This is a genomic window from Hymenobacter cavernae (assembly GCF_014641455.1).
In the GTDB taxonomy this organism is placed as follows: domain Bacteria; phylum Bacteroidota; class Bacteroidia; order Cytophagales; family Hymenobacteraceae; genus Hymenobacter; species Hymenobacter cavernae.
In genome coordinates, this window is record NZ_BMHT01000001.1 from 481,767 (window position 1) to 498,870 (window position 17,104).

Sequence of the window (17,104 nt, forward strand, 5' to 3'; positions counted from 1 at the left end):
ATATTACCCATGTCACAAATAAGGGCACAAACGCCTCATATCAAGTTAAAGTATCCTACTTAAAACCTAGCTTCAGGCGGAGCTACATACTTTTCTTATACCTGATAACCAGTAACATATCCATTATTCATAGCTAACTCCTTCGCCTGTGGCTCTTGGCTCAATGCCAAAGTTGAGGAGCATAAAACAAGTCACAATCCTCGGTTATATTTCCTTTACAACCCTTCCTGAAGCTAGTAATATTGTAATGTAAATAACAGACGGCACCACAGCAGAAAGACACAACGTTATTCTTAATCGCTCGCCTGTTATTCAAAGTATGGATCGTCTTCTTCTCAAACGTCATCCCGGTTTTGCTTTAAGCTACTTGCTGCTTGAAATGGCAGCGCTGCATACCGCAACCATGATGCCTGCTGATTACCAGACGATTGATGGTGAAATGGTATCTTATTCGATAGGTGAAGCTGCACTGCGCAACGGTTCAGCGGTACTGGTAGGTGGGTTGCTCGTCGGAGTACTACCGCTAGTTGCTGAAGTCGAAAAGGTATGAAAATATAAAATAAGGGCGCGTATTACTGCTCTCACTCGCAGTAGTCGCGAAAGCCCTAAAGGTTGTTGCAAATAGGTGTGTAAAAAACCCGCAGGCATTGCCTCCGGGTTTTTTGCGTTTACAGGCTGTCACAAAGTGGCGCTGATGTGGCAGCTGCTCACTCCGCCGCGTTCTGTTGCTGCAGGAGCGCGATACCCTGCACAAACGAGTGAGGCTGAAAACCTAGGTCGCGCTGCGCCTTCTCGATAATGAAGCCAGTGCGGAGCGGCCGCTTGGCAGGCTGCGAAAAGCTGCTTGCATCAACCTTGGTAATGAGCGACTTATCGAGTTGAAAGTAATCGGCAACCTGTAGCGCCATTTGGTACGGCGTGAACAGCTCGTTGCCGCTGATGTGGTAAATGCCCGTGGCATTGCGCCGGGCTGCCAGCCAACAGCCCTGAGCTAGGTCTTCGGCCAGCGTGGGCGTGCGCAGTTGGTCGTCGACTACGCTGATGGCTTTGCCGGCCCGCAATGAATCGCGCACCCACAGCACGATATTGGTGCGGCCGTAGTCGTGGGCCGTGCCGTACACCAGCACCGTTCGGAGGATGGCCCAGGCACCTAGGCTGGCTTGCACCACGTGCTCGGCTGCCAGCTTGCTCTTGCCGTAGAAATTAACCGGGCCGGGTTCAGCCTCTTCCGTTAGAGGTCCTTCTTCGCCGCTGAAAATGAAGTCGGTGCTCACATGAATGAGATGCACCTGGTGCTCAGTGCAGGCTTCGACCAGGTGCTCAATGGCCGTTACGTTCTGTTGCCAGCACTGCTCCTGATTCAACTCGCACTCATCCACGTTGGTCATGGCCGCCGTGTGCAGCAGGTGCGTTGGCCTTTCAGCAGCAATAACTCGCTGCACCTGAGCGCGGTCTGTGACATCGAGCGGCACAAAGTACAGATCCGGATAGATGTTGGCCAGCTTGTTGGGGCCGCGCGAGGTGGCAATCAGCGTGACATCAGGCTGATTGCGAAGCAGAGCCACTAGTTTCTGGCCCAGCAATCCGTTGGAGCCGGTTAGTAAAATGCGCATCCTGGTAGAAGTTGGCAGCTGAAAACCTAGCTTACTGGTACTTATAGCCGTAGAGCGCGGTGATTTTTTTCTTTTTCAGCTTCTCTACCTTCACAGTCATTTTGATGTCGGTTTGCGGCCGGTCCATCATATTTTTGGGCTGAGCCGCAATTTTATCTACCACATCTACCCCGCTGATAACCTGACCAAACACCGTGTAGGCGCCATCAAGGTGGGGCACACCATTATGGTTCTGAACGATATAAAACTGCGACGCGCTGCTGGCACGGGTGGGATTCACAAAATCGCCCTGCCGGGCGGCGGCAAGGGCGCCGTACTTATGATGCAGCTCCGGGCGGATTTCAGCCGGAATCATCTGCTCACTGGCCGGGCCCATACCGTCGTTGCCGGGGTCGGCATCTTTCGAGTTCGGGTCGCCGCCCTGAATCATGAAATCCTGAATGATGCGATGGAAGGTCGTGCCGTTGTAGAAACCGCTCTTAGCCAGCTTCAGGAAGTTTTCCTTGTGCTTCGGCGTTTGGTCAAATAGTATCAGCCGGACGTCGCCCAATGACGTGCTGATCGTAACGACTTCATCCTTTTTGGTTTTCTTCGGGCCTTTGACTTTGGCGGCTTGTGCGGCTGGCGCCAGCAAGCACAAAACAGCCCAGAGTAGCAGCGAAATGCGAAATACAGACTTCATAGGTAAGGTAAGTTGAATAACAGAAGGCACGAAATTAAGCGGGTTCATCGGATTTGGTGAGCCGCAAAAGCAAAGGACCCACGACGGTACCGCGGGTCCTTTGCTTTTGCGACCTAGGTAGGCTTACGCTTCCGCCCGATGGCTGCGGATTTCGTCGAGAATCTGGCGGCCGCCGCGTCGTAGCACCGTCTCCGCCACGTTCACGCCAAGTGCTTCTACCTGACCTAGGTCCGTGATGGTTTGCAGCTCCTCAATGTACTCCTCTCCATCCAGGCTGATCAACCCACCGTGAAGCTGAAGCTTGCCGTCTTCGGCGTAAGTGGCTAACGCAAAGGATGGAATGCTACAGCCGCCTTCCATCGTGCGCAAGAAGGCTCGCTCAGCCTGAATGCAAACGTGCGTGGCTGGGTGGTCGAGAATGCGCTGAAGGCTAGCTTTTAAGGCTGGCTCTAGATTGCGGGCGCATTCAATGGCCACGCTCCCCTGACCAGCAGCCGGCACAAACTGCGTCTCGGGTAGCATGTGCCGGATGAGCGGGTCGTACTCCATGCGGTGTACGCCGGCGTAGGCCAGCACCAGCGCATCGTACTGACCTTCTTCTAGCTTGCGCAGGCGCGTTTGGAGGTTGCCACGGGCTTCGGCGGCGGTAGCGGCCGGGTAGTAGCGCCGCAGCAAAGCCCGGCGCCGGGTGCTGCTGGTACCGAGCACGATACCCGGCGTATCCAGCGAGAAATCAGGATTATAGCTCACCACTACATCGTTCACAATTTCCCGCTCCATGAAGGCCAGCAGTTCTAGGTCCTCAGGAATAGAACTTTGCACGTCTTTGGCGCTGTGTACGGCAATATCAATGTGGCCAGAGCGCAGGCTTTCTTCCAGCTCAATCGTGAAGACGCCCTTGGCCCCAATCTTCGCCAGAGAGCGGTCGAGCACCACATCGCCGGTCGTGGTGATGATGACGATTTCGGTGGCAAACTGCTCGCGCTCCAGACAAGCCGCTACGTGGTTTGCCTGCCATAGTGCCAACCGACTGCCGCGGGTGCCAATGCGAATCTTTTTCATTTAACAATTATCATTTACCAATTAACAGCGCGCGACCGCACGCCGGTGGTGCGGCCTGTTCGCTCGCCGCAACAAGCAGTTGCTTCCCTGATACAACAAGTAGGAAAGCTTCGTTTCTTGCGTCGTCACAAAGGTACAAGTACCTGCTCGATGGCTTTGGCTATAGCTTATTTACCAGTAGCTATACCAAATTAGCAAACTGTATTTCCTGCGTTTAAACACTCAGGAGGCCATTTTCAGGTAGCCAGCTACGCGCAATGATGTATCCACGAAGGTCATGCGCGGGTTGGCATTTCGCTCGATGTGGTAGTGTGCGTCGTTGATTTCGCGGGTCAGCGGGTCGGCGTTGCGCAGCGTCACGAAGCGGCTAAAGCCCGTGATGAACTGCTGCTCAGCGGCGGGCAAGTGCGGCACAAACTGCGGATCGATGCCGAACAGCAGCACTTTGCGCAGCAAGCCCAAGGCATATTGCAGAAACTCCTTCTGATTTTCGCGACCTAGCTTTTGAAACTCGTCGCTTTGGGCGAGCAGCTTATCCACTTTGTAGCCGTAGCAATGGCGCATCCACTCGGCGAATAAGGTAAAATAGTCGTTATCGGCGGCAGCTTCGCGGGCGGTCAGGGCGGCACCTAGGTTGCCATCGGCGACTTGCGCCAGCTGACGTGCTTTCACTTCGGGCACTTTGTAGTGGTCGCGCAGGTAGTCGGCTATTTCCGTTTCGGCGAAGGCGCGCACTACTACCGGCTGCACGCGGCTCACGATGGTAGGCAGCAATTGCTCGGGCGCGTAGCTGACCAGCAGAAACACGGTAGCAGCCGGCGGCTCTTCCAGCAGCTTCAGCACGGCATTGGCGGCGGCCGGGTGCATCAGCTCGGGCAGCCAGATAATGACAATTTTGAACTGCCCTTCAAACGCCTTCAGCGAAACTAAACGCAGCAATTGCAGGCTTTCTTCTTTCGAGATGCTGCCTTGCTTGTTGTCGGCGCCGATGTGCTGCATCCAATCATTTAGGCCTTGATAAGGATTTTCGAGCACGAAGCTGCGCCAATCGGCTGCGAATTTGCTGCTCACGGCATCCTTGGGCACCTGCTTAGTCGTGGTAACGGGCAGAATGAAGTTCAGGTCGGGGTGAATGAGTTTGTCAATTTTCTGACAGCTAGGGCATTGCCCGCAAGAATCGTCAGCTTCAGGGCCGCGGTTCTCGCAGTTCAGAAAGGTAGCATAGGCCAACGCCAGCGCTAGCGCCGCTGAGCCTTCTGCCCCGCGAAATAGCTGCGCGTGCGCCACATGCTGCCGCTGCACCGATTGAACGAGTAGTTTTTTGACGCTGGCTTGACCGGGTATTTCAGAAAATCGCATGAATCAAGTACCAAAAAGAACGTCATGCTGAGCCTGTCGAAGCATCTCGCGTGCTGATGTTGCCAAAGTAATTTGATTACCATTGCACGCGAGATGCTTCCGCAGGCTCAGCATGACACCCGTGTTTTACAAACTTTTCTCCCAAACTCGCTCGTCCTTCGTTTCCTCGAAGATGTGGGCCATAATAGCTTGCTCCGTAGCATCATAAGCTAGGTGCCGCCGCGCCATCACGCGCTCGGCTACTTCGGCTACTTTCGGGAGCTTGAAGGTTTCGAAGCCCGAAGCGCCACCCCAGCTGAACGACGGCACAAACGTGCGGGGGAAGCCAGCTCCAAAGATATTCGCGGCCACGCCTACAACGGTACCCGTGTTGAACATTGTATTGATGCCGCACTTGCTATGGTCGCCCATGAGCAGGCCACAGAATTGCAGGCCGGTGCTCACGAAGCGTTTGGCCGTGTGGCTCCAGATTTTGACGGGCGCGTAGTTGTTCTTCAGGTTCGAAGAATTCGTATCGGCACCTAGGTTGCACCACTCCCCGATGACGGAGTTGCCGAGGTAGCCGTCGTGGCCTTTGTTAGAAAAAGCAAAGAAGATTGTATTGGCTACTTCGCCACCGACTTTGCAATACGGCCCCACGGTATTGTCGCCGCGCATCCTGGCTCCGGCGTTGATATGCGCGCCCTCTCCCAGCGCCAGCGGGCCTTTCAGAATAGCGCCTTCGTGCACCTGGCTGTTCTTACCTAGGTAGATCGGGCCGTCTTCCGCATTCAGAATCGCCGCCCGAATCTTGACGCCTTCTTCAATAAAAATGTTCTCCGGCGCGTACACGATGGTATGCACATCGTTCACCGGCTGCGACTCCCGACCGCGCCGCAGCAACTCAAAATCGCGGCGAATCTCGGCGCCGTTGTGCAGGAACAGCTGCCACACCTGCCGAATAGCCAGCACCGGCTCGGCTACTTGTTTGGTAGCCGTGAAGCCATTCTGGATCAGTTCGGCTACGGCGGTGGCATCGGTCAGGTGGGCCGCCACCAGAAAGTTGTCGTCCATGAGCACCTCGCCGGGTTGCAGCGCCTGCACTTGGCGCGCCAGCAAGTCGTCGGGGCAAATAGCGCCATTGATCACCAGCGCCGGTCCATCAATTGGGCCGGTCGGGAATTTTGCTTGCAGGTAGTTTTCGGTGAGGTAACCAACTTCCGAACCGAGGCGATGCTGCCATTTTTCGGCAATGGTCAGGATGCCGCAACGCAACGCCGCTACTGGCCGCGTGAAGGTGAAAGGCAACAGATGCGGCCGAATAGCGGGGTCATCGAATAGTAGAACGTGCATGGAAAAGCTGTTAGCTGGCAGCTAGTAGCTGTTAGCGGATAAAGCCAGGTAATGGAACAACCACAAAATTGGCAAATAAAAAACTCCCGTCGGCGGGCCGGCGGGAGTTCTATAAGCTAGCTGTATTGGGAAGGCTAAGCACCAACGACGCAGCGCCCAACACCAAAAAACTACTTCTTCTGGTAGCGGTTGCGGAATTTCTCCACGCGGCCAGCGGTGTCGATGAACACGTTTTTGCCGGTATAGAAGGGGTGCGACGCGCTGCTAACTTCCAATTTGATAACAGGATACGTCTTGCCGTCCTCCATCGTGATGGTCTCGTTAGAGGTCATCGTCGAGCGAGTGATAAATTTGAAGTCGCTCGACGTGTCCTGAAACACGACTTCGCGGTACTGGGGATGGATGTCTTTTCTCATGGTCAAATGCCGTTTATACCTTCGGTGCCTGCCGATTTTGCGGAAGGGACTGCAAAAGTACACGTTATATACGAAATCTAAAAATTGAGTTCCGCCTTTTCTCCGCAACCTAGGTCTGCTCCGGAACAGACCTAGGTTGCGCAGAGCAAGCCCCGAATTTTTTCGACTCGTACATTCGCGCACTCGGTCAAGCGACCAGCAATCAACCATTTAACAGTTCAACAATCCATGCGCCTTTGTTTTGCCACCAATAACGAGCACAAGCTCGCCGAAGTGCGGCCGTTGCTGCCCGCTTCCGTCGAGCTGGTTAGCCTACAGGAAATCGGCTGCCACGAGGAGCTGCCCGAAACGCAGGAGACTTTGGCCGGCAACGCCCGCCAGAAAGCTGAATATGTGTGGCAGCACTACGGCGTGCCTTGCTTCGCCGATGATACGGGCCTGGAAGTAGCGGCGCTCGATGGGGCGCCGGGCGTGTATTCGGCGCGCTACGCCGGCCCCCAACGCAGCGCCGCCGACAACGTTGCGAAGCTGCTACAGGAGCTACAAGGCGCTACCGACCGCAGGGCGCAGTTCCGCACCGTCATTGCCCTGATTCTAGGTGATAATCAGTACCACGAGTTCGACGGCGCCATCCTGGGCAGCATCACCGAGGAAGTGCACGGCGACGAAGGCTTCGGCTACGACCCCGTGTTCCGGCCGGAAGGCCACGCGCAGACGTTTGCCGAAATGACGCTGGAGCAGAAAAACACGATGAGCCACCGGGCGCGAGCCGTGGAGCAGCTGCTAAGTTTTCTGCAAAAGCTAGCCTAGGTAGCGCCGCAATTAAACAACGATTTCACCATGCTGAATGATTGTGCGGCCGCAAACTCTTGCAGTACTACTATTCTCTAGGGGGTAATTACTAAATTTGCACGGTTGGCCCCGCCGGTACGGGCTGCATTCTTACTCCATGCAACATCCTTTCATCGTCGGTATCACGGGCGGCAGCGCCTCCGGCAAGACCACGTTTCTGCGCCGCTTGCTGGCTTCTTTTCCACCCGAGGAAATCTGTCTGATTTCGCAGGACAACTACTATCACCCCCGCGAGACGCAGCAAGTCGACGTAAATGGCGTCACTAACTTCGACCTGCCTTCTTCCATCGACTCGGCCAGCTACGCGGCCGATGTGCTGCGCATCAGCCAGGGCCAAGAGGTGCGCCGCAAGGAGTACACCTTTAATAACCCCAACGTGCAGCCGAAAGACCTCGTGTTTTTCCCCGCGCCTATTGTAGTGGTGGAAGGCATCTTCGTCTTCTATTTTGAGGAAGTCGCTAAGCTGCTCGACCTCAAGGTGTATATCGATGCGCGGGAGCATGTGAAACTCCAGCGCCGCATCGTGCGCGACCGGGATGAGCGCGGCTACGACCTGGAAGATGTGCTTTACCGCTACACCAACCACGTAGCCCCGACGTACGAGAAGTACATCAAGCCCTTCAAGCACGACGCCGACATCATCATCCCCAACAATCATCACTTTGAGCGGGGGCTGGAAGTATTGGTTTCCTTCCTGCAAAGCAAAGTGACGGCCGGCAGGCAAGCCGCTGGCTAGAAAGCCAGGTTCAACCGCCAAAAAGAAGGGCCGCTCCTGGTTGAGCGGCCCTTCTTTTTGGACCATACCTAGGTTAAAGAGAAGCGTCGACTAACCGAAGCACAAGAAATTTGTTTTCCCGCCCGACGCAACTGGTTATATTTGTAGCCATTGCTTCTCTGATGCGGCTATTTAGTATTCCCGTTTTGCCCCGCTTGCGTTTTGCGCTGCTCACAGCCACGTTGCTGTTTGTGCTGTCGCTGAACCATCAGGCTGTTGCCACGCTGCGGGCACCAGCCGGCAAAACGACGCGCGTTGGCGAAACGCCGCGGGCCACCGTTGTCAAGCAAAAAGTAAGTTTTGAAGCCACGGCTACCCTAGGTCCGTGGCTGGTGCCCGCCGTTGATGCGTGGCTCCCGGAGGCCGAGCCGCTGCTGTGGCGTCGGCTGGCCAATCAGTATACGGCGCCGCGCCCCCGGCCCAGCGCCGTTCCGGATTTATTCCGTGCCCGCCTGCTGCTGGCGGCTCTTTCGCCGCACGCGCCCTAGTTGATTTGCTGATTTTTTGATGTGCGCGGGCGCTGATTTTCGTGAATCAGCTGCTCCCGCCTTTATGGCGCTGCCAAATTAGGCTACCCTAAGGAACCTAGCCCATCAATAAATCATTATCCCGGCACATCAGCATCTTAACCCCCTTAGCACATCAAAAAACCTTACTAACTAATGCGTAATAAAGGACTTATTATTGCCCTCACCCTCATTGTGTCGGTGTTGTGCATTTACTTCCTCACCTTCACCTTCGTCTCGCGCGGGGTGCAGCAAAAGGCCGTGGTGTATGGCACGCGCAACGGCAAGCTCGACGAGCGCCTGCGTCAGCACTACCTCGATTCGGTATGGCGGGCGCCCGTGTTCGGCTCCTATACCTACCGCGACGTACGGCAGAGTGAGCTAGGCCTAGGTCTTGACCTGAAAGGCGGTATGCACGTAACGCTGGAAGTTTCGCCGGTGGAAATCGTGCGCGCTATGTCGGGCAACTCGAAAGACCCGGCATTTAACACGGCTCTGACGAAAGCGCAAGACCTTCAGAAGTCGAACCCTTCGACGCCTTTCACGGCGCTGTTTGCCCAGGCTTACAGCAGCGTATCGCCTGACGGCAAGCTAGCGCGCATCTTCGCTAACACAACCAACAAGAGCCGGGGCATCGACATCAACTCAACGAACGCGAAAGTAATTGGTGCTATCGATAAGGAAGTGGAAGAAGCTATCGACCGCTCCTTCAACATTCTGCGCACCCGCGTCGACAAGTTCGGGGTAAATCAGCCCAACATTCAGCGCGTGAAAGGCACCGGCCGCATCCAGATCGAGCTGCCCGGTGTCGACAACCCTGACCGCGTGCGCAAGCTGCTCCAAGGCCAGGCTAAACTGGAGTTCTGGGAAGTATGGCGCCAAGACGAGTTCGGCCCCTTCCTGGCCCAGCTCGACCAAGCGCTGACTGCCAAAGAAGCTTCTGAAAAGACAACCGGCACTACTGCTGCTACGACAGCAACCGACACTACCAACGCTACGGCTGCAACGGGCGACTCAACTTCGCTGGCTAGCCAGCTTTCGAAGAAAGCACCGAAAGACTCGGCTGCCAAAGCAACCGCCGCTGCTAACAAGCAAGGCAGCCCTTTGGCTCGCCTGTTCACGATGCCCGGCACCCTAGGTGCCAACGTGCGCGACACCGCCCGCGTGAATGCTCTGATGGCCAGCCAGGAAGCCCGCGCCGTGTTGCCTCCGAACCTGACGTTCCTGTGGGACGTGAAGCCTAAGGTGATGGAAGGCCAGGAATATCTGGAGCTTTATGCGATTCGCAAGAGCCGCGAAGGTGCTGCCCCCATGGGTGGCGAAGTAGTGAGTGACGCCCGCCAGGACTACGACCAAGGTGGTCGCCCGGAGGTTTCGATGCAGATGAACCCGAGCGGTGCCCATAAGTGGCAGAAGCTGACCGGCGCCAACATTGGCCGTCAAATCGCCATTGTGCTTGATGACAACGTGTATTCAGCTCCTAACGTGCAGTCGGAAATTGCCGGCGGCAACTCCAGCATCTCGGGTAGCTTCTCTATTGAAGAAGCGCAAGACCTGGCTAACGTACTGAAAGCCGGTAAGCTACCCGCTCCTACCCGCATTGTGGAAGAAGCCGTAGTTGGTCCGTCGCTGGGCCAGGAAGCCATCAACCAGGGGTTGTATTCTTCGTTGGCTGGTCTGGTTATCATCATGATCTTCATGGCTTTGTATTATGGCAAAGCTGGTCTGGTGGCCGACGTGGCGCTGTTGTTCAACATGTTCCTGATTCTGGGTGTGCTGGCGCAGTTTGGCACGGCTCTCACGCTGCCGGGCATTGCCGGTATGGTGCTCACCATCGGCATGTCGGTGGATGCTAACGTGTTGATCTTCGAGCGTATCCGGGAAGAGTTGAACCACGGCCTAGGTGTGAAAGACGCCATCAACAAGGGTTATGCCCGCGCCTTCACCGCCATCTTCGACTCAAACGTGACGACGATGCTTATCGCCATTATCCTGGGCTTCTTCGGTACGGGTCCGGTGCAGAGCTTCGCCATCACCCTAGGTATTGGCGTTCTGACCTCATTCCTGTCGGCCGTGTACGTGTCGCGCCTCATCATTGAGTGGCTCACGAAGGGCAAGGAAACCACGAGCATCTCGTTCAGCACGCCGCTTTCGCGCGGTCTGTTCCAGAACCTGAACTTCGATATCGTAGGCAAGCGCAAGATTGCTTACGTCTTCTCGGCAGCCGTTATCGTGCTCGGCTTCGTGCTGATGGCCGTGCAAGGTGGCCCGAACCTAGGTGTCGACTTCCGCGGCGGCCGCAGCTACGTAGTCGATTTCAACAAAGCTGAAGTTGCGTCTGACGTACGCGAGTCGTTGGCTGATGACTTCAAAGGTGCTGGCACAGAGGTAAAAACCTTCGGTGCGCCGAACCGCCTGCGCATCACAACCGGCTACCTGGCTGAGGATGAAAGCGTAACGGCTGACAAGCAAGTTGAGCAAGCCCTGCTAACCGGCCTGAAGCAGTACGGCGCCGACAACCCGCAGATCCGCAGCACCTCGAAAGTAGGCGCTACCATCGCCGACGACATCAAGAAGACTTCCGTGTTGAGCCTGGCTCTCACACTGCTTGGCATCTTCGTGTACGTATTGTTCCGCTTCGAAAAGTGGCAGTACTCGATGGCGGCGGTTATTGCGCTGTTCCACGATGCGCTGCTGGTAATTGCGGCCTTCCCGATTGCCCGTCTGTTTGGTTTGAACTACGAAATGGACCAGGTATTCGTGGCCGCTGTGCTGACGGTTATCGGTCTGTCGATGAACGACACGGTGGTTATCTACGACCGTATTCGTGAGTATCTGCGCGAAAACCCCAACCTGACGTTTGCGCAGGTGGTGAACCCGGCGCTGAACAGCACGTTCTCCCGCACCATGATTACGTTCACGACCGTGTTCCTGGTCGTGCTCGTACTCTACATCTTCGGTGGTGAAACGTTGCGTTCGTTCTCGTTCTCGATGCTCATCGGTATCATCTTCGGCACGTATTCGTCGCTGTTCATCGCTACGCCGATCATCCTCGACACCTACGGTCGCAAGGAAGCGCGTGAGCGGGGCACGACAGCTAGCACTACTATCACCGACGCCGAAGCGCCCAAGCTGTCGACGGCAGTGAAGTAAGACCTAGGTTTTTCAATTCCAAAAAAGCCCGCCTAGTAGCCAGGCGGGCTTTTTTGTGCCGTTTGCGGTAGGAACGCGCCACCTAGGTAGGCTAGGTAGCAGCCAGTAAGTATGCAGGCGACGAACGCGCCGTGGCGCGTTCTTACATTCTTCCGAAAAATTAGCTACTTTTTTCTTCGCTACAGGCAACCCTTTTTCAAAGCCTTCCGAGTTGTCAGATGTAACCTCCGAAGCCCGTGTCTCAACTCGACCACACTCGCGAAAGATGCCTTGCCCTGCTAGCGGGGTGCCGTCGTGCGCAACGGGAAAGTCAGCGGCAGCTATATGCGCTGTACTATGGCTACGCGTTGAGTATTTGCCTGCGCTACGTACGCGACCGGGAGCAGGTGATGGAAACCGTAAACGACGGCTTTCTGAAAATTTTCCGGGACCTGAACCGCTTCGACGACACGCAGCACCAGGACGTGGAAGGCTCGTTTCGCGGGTGGCTGAAGCGCATCATGGTGCACACAGCCATCGACCACTTCCGGGCGGCGGAGAAACACGCGTTTCAGCAAAGCCTCGACGACGTGGCCGTGTCGTACCCCGATGCGGGCACGTCGCCGCTGGACGAGCTGTCATTTGAGGAGCTGCTGCGGCTGATTTACCTGCTGCCGCCCGCCTACCGGGCCGTGTTCAACCTCTACGCGCTGGATGGCTTCACGCACGAAGAAATTGCCGAGCAGCTCCGGATTTCGGTGGGAACTTCTAAATCCAACTTATTCAAAGCCAGGGTTTACCTGAAAGACCTGTTAAAAAAAACTAAACACCATGCGTACGCCGGAAATGTCGGATGAGGAGCTAGATGCGCTGTTTCGGCGCGGCGCCGAGACATATCCGGATGAGGTCCATCTGGGAGCCTGGGCGCGCATGGAAGACAAGCTGAACGAGGACACGCTACACCGGTTGCTGCGCCGGAAAATAGCCAAGCTGTTTGCCATTGAGCTTGTGCTGGTCGGCCTAGCTTTAATTGTGTGGCAGATTAGCTGGCGTCATCGGTCAGATGCTGAAGCAGCGGGGCATGAGCGGAAGCAGGCAATAGTTGTTACCTCTGAAAAACTGCAGTCAGGGTCAGTAGAAAAGCATTCGACCGTAACAGTCGGCACGGCACCTAGGTCTGCTGCCAAGTCATCTTCAGCCGCTGCTACTGCAAGCGCAACGGCAAGGCTTTCTAAACCTCAACAATCCTCAACTGAGCCGACTACAGCTACTTCAACGACTTCTTCAGCAGCTTCAACTCTGCGCTCAACCACGAATCAACCTGCATTTCCGGCAAGCCATTCTACATCCGCTTTGCTACTCGCGCCCAAACTACACCGCGCAGCAGTAGCCAAAACGCCCCGGACTTCCAAACATGAAGCCTACCTAGCCCCAACTGCGAAAAAAGAGAAAGCCAGCCTGGGTGCCGGAGAAGAACCTAGCTCGGTGGCTGAGGTGCCAACGATGGAAACCGCGGCAGCCGTTGCGGAGCCCACAACACCAAAAGCAGTAACTCCGTCTGATGTACCTACTGCTCAGCCTACTACGCTGGCGCAGGATACGACCACGCAAAAAGCAAATACGCCCGAAGCAGCCACCGACTCTACTAGAAAGAAGGAGCATGCTCAACCCGCTTACCGGTTGCTGATCAGCGCCATAGGCGCACCTTCTCTTAGCGCCGTTCGTGACTTTCACACGGCCCGCATTGGCGGCGACCTAGGTCTGAGTCTGGAATACCGGCTGACGAACCGGCTACGGGTGCGCGCCAGCCTGATCCGGAGCGTGAAGCGCTACGGCGCCGCCAGCAGCGACTACACCCCGCAGCCTAATTGGGGCTGGTACCCAGGCAATTATGAAGTAAACGGCAACTGCCGTGTTACGGAATTACCCATTGATCTGCGTTACGACTTTATCAATCGCCCGACTTACACCTTCTTTGTCAGTGCTGGTATGAACTCGCTGCTCATGCGCAATGAGCGTTACAATTACGATTACCAACTCAACGGGCAGACCAACACCGCTGCCGCGTGCGTGGAAAACGGTTCCAACTACGCATTCGGCATGGTAAACCTAGCCGCCGGCGCCGAACGCCAGCTGAGCAACCGTTGGTCGTTGCAGGCTGAGCCGTTCTTGAAGCTGCCTTTGGGCAACATCGGAGCTGGCAAAGTGCGCCTGAGCAGCGCGGGCCTTCTATTCTCGCTCAAATACGGCTTTCTGCCGACCCACCGGGCCGTAGCGCCCTAGCCTGCCACACCTAGGCTTCTCCCCTCCTGCTGTTGCTGGTCTCGCTCGCGACGAGGCTGCCTTTCTTCGGACGCCTTTTGCGCCCGCCGGACCCGGCGTGTGCTACCCTGCACGGCTTCCGAATGCCTGATCTATTTCACTACCAGCATCTTACCCCTCCACGAACCATGCTCAAACCTTTCTATGCCGTTATTACCCGGCACCTAGCTTTTGTGCTCAGCGCCCTGCTATTGCTCACTGTTGCCTGCGATGATGACAATCCGCAGGAGCCCGAAGAACTGTTTTCCGTTAAGCTGACCAACACTGCCGCCTTCGGCAATATCCTCACCGACGGCCAAGGCAATACGCTTTATTATTTTACCCGCGATGTGGCCGGCACCAGCGCCTGCACCGGCGGCTGCGCCGCCGTGTGGCCCGTCTTTTACTCGGCCGATCTGACGCTGGGTGATGGCCTGAATGCTGCGGATTTTGCCACCATCACCCGCACCGATGGCAGCCTGCAAACCACTTACCGCAGCTGGCCGCTCTACTACTACGCGCCCGCCAACAGCGCCGGCCAGAACGTGCGCGAAAAGCCCGGCGAAACCCTGGGTGACCAGGTTGCCAACAAAACGTGGTTTGTAGTGAAGCCCGACTATACCGTGATGGTTGCCACGGCTTCGGTGCTGGACAAGAGCACGAATCAAACGACTACGCAGAACTTTCTGGTTGACCCACAGGCGCGTACGCTTTACATCTTCGACCGCGATACTCGCTTGCCCAACACGTTGCCCACCAACTGTACGGGTGGCTGTATCGCGGCTTGGCCGGTGTTCTACACCGACAAGCTCGTGCTACCTTCCTCGCTCAAGTCCTCCGACTTCGGCGCTATTACCCGCATCGATGGCCCCAGTGGCACGAGCCGCCAGCATACCACCTACAAAGGCTTACCCATCTACTACTACACGCCCGACGGCACGACGCGCGGCAAGGTGGAAGGACAGGGCGTGAAAACCGGCCAAGATCCGTGGTATGTGGCTAATCCTTAACGGCTTGCAACCTAGCTTTTCTATTCACCAATCTCTTTAATTCTATGCGCCTCCGATTTTCTCTTGTGTTGTTGCTGAGCCTGGGCTGGCTCAGCAACTGCACCTACGACAACGCAGAAGACCATGCCCCGGACCCCGACCCGGAACCCACGCCCACCTGCGACGTGAGCAGCGTGACCTACACGGCGACTATTTCCCCCATCCTGGCAAACTGCCGCGGCTGCCATAACGCCAGCGCGCCAGCCGCCAACGTGAACCTGGTCGATTACACCCAGGTGAAGCGCCACGCCGACAGTGGCCGCCTGATGGGCGCCATCACGCACGCCACGGGCTACAAGCCTATGCCCTTAAATGGTGCAAAGCTAGGCGATTGTGAAATCGCCCGCATTCAAAAGTGGATTGACGCCGGAGCTCCCAACAACTAATCTAGTCTCCTCTGATCATGAAGTATTTTCTCGTCGCCTTGTCGTTGCTGAGCTGGAATCTAGCCAGCGCACAGAGCAAATACACGACCCCGTCGGGCGTAGTTACGTTCTTTTCAAGTACACCGCTGGAAGACATTGCCGCCAATAGCAATCAGGTAGGTGCCGTATTCGACATGACCAGCGGGCAGATGGCTTTCACGGTGCCGATGAAAAGTTTTCAGTTCAAGCGCAGCCTGATGCAGGAGCACTTCAACGAAAACTACGTGGAATCCGACAAGTTTCCGCGGGCTACGTTTGCCGGCAAAGTCGTGAGCTTTCAACCTGATGTAGTGCGTAAGGCAGGTCCGCAGCCGGTGCAGGTGGAAGGCGACCTGACCATCCACGGAGTGAAGCGCCACATCCGGGTGCCGGGCACTTTAGAATTGAAAGATAACCAGCTCATAGCGAAGTCGAAGTTTGTGGTAGCGCCCGCCGACTACAACATTGAGATTCCGGCGCTGGTGCGTGAGAATATCGCCAAAACAGTGGAAGTGAGCGTGTCGCTGCTATGCAAGCCGGTCATTACCGTTGCTCAACCCTAGCTTTTTACGCCCATGACACGACGCTTTACCAGTTTGGCAGGAAGTGGACTCCTGACCATGGCCCTGCTCCTCGCACAGACGGAAGCCAGAGCCCAAGATGACCTGCTGAAAACCCTGGAACAACAGGCTACCGACAGCGCCCGCGCCGAATACGTGCAGGCCACCTTCAAAGGCACCCGCGTGATCAACGGTCAATCGGTGGAAACGCCGGGCGCAGGCACGATGGTGTTCCTGATTTCGCACCGCTTCGGTACGCTCAACAGTGGTGCCTACAACTTCTTCGGGCTCGACCAGGCCACCATCCGGCTAGGTCTGGAATACGGCCTCAACGACCGACTGACCGTTGGTGTGGGCCGCAGCTCGCTGGAAAAAACCTATGATGGTTTCCTGAAATACCGGGCTCTGCGCCAAAGTACCGGCCCGCGGGCCGTACCGGTTTCCGTTACGCTATTTGCCAGCTCGGCGCTTACCAGCTTGAAGTTCACGGGTGAAGACCGGCCGGACCATTCGCGCCTGACCTACACCTACCAGGCCCTGATTGCCCGCAAGTTCAGCCCGGCGCTGTCGTTGCAGCTCATGCCCACGCTTGTGCACCGTAACTTCGTGAATACGCGGGCCCAGCAAAATGATGTGTATGCCCTCGGTATTGCCGGTCGCCAGAAGCTGACCAAGCGCGTGGCGCTCACCGCCGAATACTACTACCTGCTGCCTGGCAACACCGCCGACGAGTTCCGCAACTCGTTGGCTCTGGGCTTCGACATCGAGACAGGCGGCCACGTCTTTCAGCTGCACTTCACCAACAGCCAGGGCATGATCGAGAAGTTCTTCATCCCCCAAACTACTGGCCGCTGGACCAAAGGCGACATCTACTTCGGCTTCAACATCTCACGCGTCTTCACCCTCAGGAGCAAGGAATGAGTAGTACCTAGCTTTTGCTTGCTTCAGGACATGTGTCTTCTCCGTTTGTCCATTAAAAAAGCCTGACTGTTTCAGTCAGGCCTTTTTGGATTTGAGAAAACCTAGGTTTTATGTCATCCCTGGCTTCACTCGAAATGGCA

17 protein-coding genes are annotated in these 17,104 nt (G+C 56.2%); 11 read left to right on the forward strand and 6 right to left on the reverse strand.

What is annotated here, in order from left to right; all coding sequences use genetic code 11:
- Positions 1 to 319: 319 nt before the first annotated feature.
- The gene (locus IEX74_RS01955; protein WP_188810405.1) at positions 320 to 550 is read left to right on the forward strand and encodes a hypothetical protein; all 231 of its coding nucleotides are present in this window, start codon (positions 320 to 322) and stop codon (positions 548 to 550) included.
- Between the two features lie 157 nt (positions 551 to 707).
- Here IEX74_RS01955 and IEX74_RS01960 read toward each other — a convergent pair whose 3' ends face one another.
- From IEX74_RS01960 to IEX74_RS01985, 6 genes are all read right to left on the reverse strand, one after another.
- Positions 708 to 1,613, reverse strand: a complete 906-nt coding sequence (locus tag IEX74_RS01960) for an SDR family oxidoreductase (RefSeq protein ID WP_188810407.1) — start codon at positions 1,611 to 1,613, stop codon at positions 708 to 710.
- A 31-nt stretch (positions 1,614 to 1,644) separates the two neighbouring features.
- Positions 1,645 to 2,295 (reverse strand): peptidylprolyl isomerase, encoded by a 651-nt coding sequence (locus IEX74_RS01965; protein ID WP_188810410.1) that lies wholly within the window; start codon positions 2,293 to 2,295, stop codon positions 1,645 to 1,647.
- A gap of 123 nt (positions 2,296 to 2,418) precedes the next feature.
- On the reverse strand, positions 2,419 to 3,357 hold the full coding sequence (gene hemC / locus IEX74_RS01970; RefSeq protein WP_188810412.1) for a hydroxymethylbilane synthase: 939 nt from the start codon (positions 3,355 to 3,357) through the stop codon (positions 2,419 to 2,421).
- Positions 3,358 to 3,579: 222 nt separating this feature from the next.
- Entirely contained in the window at positions 3,580 to 4,716 is a 1,137-nt protein-coding gene (locus tag IEX74_RS01975) for a DNA polymerase III subunit (protein ID WP_188810414.1), read from the reverse strand.
- A 126-nt stretch (positions 4,717 to 4,842) separates the two neighbouring features.
- Positions 4,843 to 6,048, reverse strand: coding sequence for a GlmU family protein (locus IEX74_RS01980; protein ID WP_188810416.1), 1,206 nt, complete (start codon positions 6,046 to 6,048; stop codon positions 4,843 to 4,845).
- Between the two features lie 170 nt (positions 6,049 to 6,218).
- On the reverse strand, positions 6,219 to 6,464 hold the full coding sequence (locus IEX74_RS01985) for a type B 50S ribosomal protein L31 (RefSeq protein WP_188810418.1): 246 nt from the start codon (positions 6,462 to 6,464) through the stop codon (positions 6,219 to 6,221).
- Positions 6,465 to 6,692: 228 nt separating this feature from the next.
- Here IEX74_RS01985 and IEX74_RS01990 point away from each other — a divergent pair, with 228 nt between their 5' ends.
- The 10 genes from IEX74_RS01990 (at position 6,693) to IEX74_RS02035 (ending at position 16,964) form a co-directional block, all read left to right on the forward strand.
- The gene (locus IEX74_RS01990; protein WP_188810420.1) at positions 6,693 to 7,274 is read left to right on the forward strand and encodes a non-canonical purine NTP diphosphatase; all 582 of its coding nucleotides are present in this window, start codon (positions 6,693 to 6,695) and stop codon (positions 7,272 to 7,274) included.
- Between the two features lie 139 nt (positions 7,275 to 7,413).
- Positions 7,414 to 8,052 (forward strand): uridine kinase family protein, encoded by a 639-nt coding sequence (locus tag IEX74_RS01995; protein ID WP_188810422.1) that lies wholly within the window; start codon positions 7,414 to 7,416, stop codon positions 8,050 to 8,052.
- 185 nt (positions 8,053 to 8,237) lie between these two features.
- Positions 8,238 to 8,579: a hypothetical protein gene (locus IEX74_RS02000; RefSeq protein ID WP_188810424.1), complete on the forward strand. Its 342-nt coding sequence runs from the start codon at positions 8,238 to 8,240 to the stop codon at positions 8,577 to 8,579.
- A gap of 174 nt (positions 8,580 to 8,753) precedes the next feature.
- Positions 8,754 to 11,750 (forward strand): protein translocase subunit SecDF, encoded by a 2,997-nt coding sequence (gene secDF / locus IEX74_RS02005; protein WP_188810427.1) that lies wholly within the window; start codon positions 8,754 to 8,756, stop codon positions 11,748 to 11,750.
- Positions 11,751 to 11,986: 236 nt separating this feature from the next.
- Positions 11,987 to 12,586, forward strand: a complete 600-nt coding sequence (locus IEX74_RS02010) for an RNA polymerase sigma factor (RefSeq protein ID WP_188810428.1) — start codon at positions 11,987 to 11,989, stop codon at positions 12,584 to 12,586.
- The gene (locus tag IEX74_RS02015) at positions 12,561 to 14,012 is read left to right on the forward strand and encodes a hypothetical protein (RefSeq protein ID WP_188810430.1); all 1,452 of its coding nucleotides are present in this window, start codon (positions 12,561 to 12,563) and stop codon (positions 14,010 to 14,012) included. The genes IEX74_RS02010 and IEX74_RS02015 overlap by 26 nt, the downstream gene beginning before the upstream one ends.
- Positions 14,013 to 14,179: 167 nt before the next feature.
- Positions 14,180 to 15,040 (forward strand): hypothetical protein, encoded by an 861-nt coding sequence (locus IEX74_RS02020; RefSeq protein ID WP_188810432.1) that lies wholly within the window; start codon positions 14,180 to 14,182, stop codon positions 15,038 to 15,040.
- A gap of 44 nt (positions 15,041 to 15,084) precedes the next feature.
- Complete coding sequence (locus tag IEX74_RS02025; protein ID WP_188810434.1) at positions 15,085 to 15,465, forward strand: hypothetical protein; 381 nt, start codon at positions 15,085 to 15,087, stop codon at positions 15,463 to 15,465.
- Between the two features lie 17 nt (positions 15,466 to 15,482).
- Positions 15,483 to 16,046, forward strand: coding sequence for a YceI family protein (locus IEX74_RS02030; RefSeq protein ID WP_188810436.1), 564 nt, complete (start codon positions 15,483 to 15,485; stop codon positions 16,044 to 16,046).
- A 12-nt stretch (positions 16,047 to 16,058) separates the two neighbouring features.
- Positions 16,059 to 16,964, forward strand: coding sequence for a DUF5777 family beta-barrel protein (locus IEX74_RS02035; protein WP_229755081.1), 906 nt, complete (start codon positions 16,059 to 16,061; stop codon positions 16,962 to 16,964).
- Positions 16,965 to 17,104 lie beyond the last annotated feature (140 nt).

Excerpts from the sequence above, each read along its gene's own strand:
- IEX74_RS02015 (WP_188810430.1), top strand. The coding sequence starts at position 12,561 with ATGCGTACGCCGGAAATGTCGGATGAGGAGCTAGATGCGCTGTTTCGG.
- IEX74_RS01985 (WP_188810418.1), bottom strand. The coding sequence starts at position 6,464 with ATGAGAAAAGACATCCATCCCCAGTACCGCGAAGTCGTGTTTCAGGAC.
- IEX74_RS01995 (WP_188810422.1), top strand. The coding sequence starts at position 7,414 with ATGCAACATCCTTTCATCGTCGGTATCACGGGCGGCAGCGCCTCCGGC.
- IEX74_RS01990 (WP_188810420.1), top strand. The coding sequence starts at position 6,693 with ATGCGCCTTTGTTTTGCCACCAATAACGAGCACAAGCTCGCCGAAGTG.
- IEX74_RS02030 (WP_188810436.1), top strand. The coding sequence starts at position 15,483 with ATGAAGTATTTTCTCGTCGCCTTGTCGTTGCTGAGCTGGAATCTAGCC.
- secDF (WP_188810427.1), top strand. The coding sequence starts at position 8,754 with ATGCGTAATAAAGGACTTATTATTGCCCTCACCCTCATTGTGTCGGTG.
- IEX74_RS01975 (WP_188810414.1), bottom strand. The coding sequence starts at position 4,716 with ATGCGATTTTCTGAAATACCCGGTCAAGCCAGCGTCAAAAAACTACTC.
- IEX74_RS01965 (WP_188810410.1), bottom strand. The coding sequence starts at position 2,295 with ATGAAGTCTGTATTTCGCATTTCGCTGCTACTCTGGGCTGTTTTGTGC.
- IEX74_RS01980 (WP_188810416.1), bottom strand. The coding sequence starts at position 6,048 with ATGCACGTTCTACTATTCGATGACCCCGCTATTCGGCCGCATCTGTTG.
- IEX74_RS01955 (WP_188810405.1), top strand. The coding sequence starts at position 320 with ATGGATCGTCTTCTTCTCAAACGTCATCCCGGTTTTGCTTTAAGCTAC.
- IEX74_RS01960 (WP_188810407.1), bottom strand. The coding sequence starts at position 1,613 with ATGCGCATTTTACTAACCGGCTCCAACGGATTGCTGGGCCAGAAACTA.
- IEX74_RS02035 (WP_229755081.1), top strand. The coding sequence starts at position 16,059 with ATGACACGACGCTTTACCAGTTTGGCAGGAAGTGGACTCCTGACCATG.
- IEX74_RS02020 (WP_188810432.1), top strand. The coding sequence starts at position 14,180 with ATGCTCAAACCTTTCTATGCCGTTATTACCCGGCACCTAGCTTTTGTG.
- hemC (WP_188810412.1), bottom strand. The coding sequence starts at position 3,357 with ATGAAAAAGATTCGCATTGGCACCCGCGGCAGTCGGTTGGCACTATGG.
- IEX74_RS02025 (WP_188810434.1), top strand. The coding sequence starts at position 15,085 with ATGCGCCTCCGATTTTCTCTTGTGTTGTTGCTGAGCCTGGGCTGGCTC.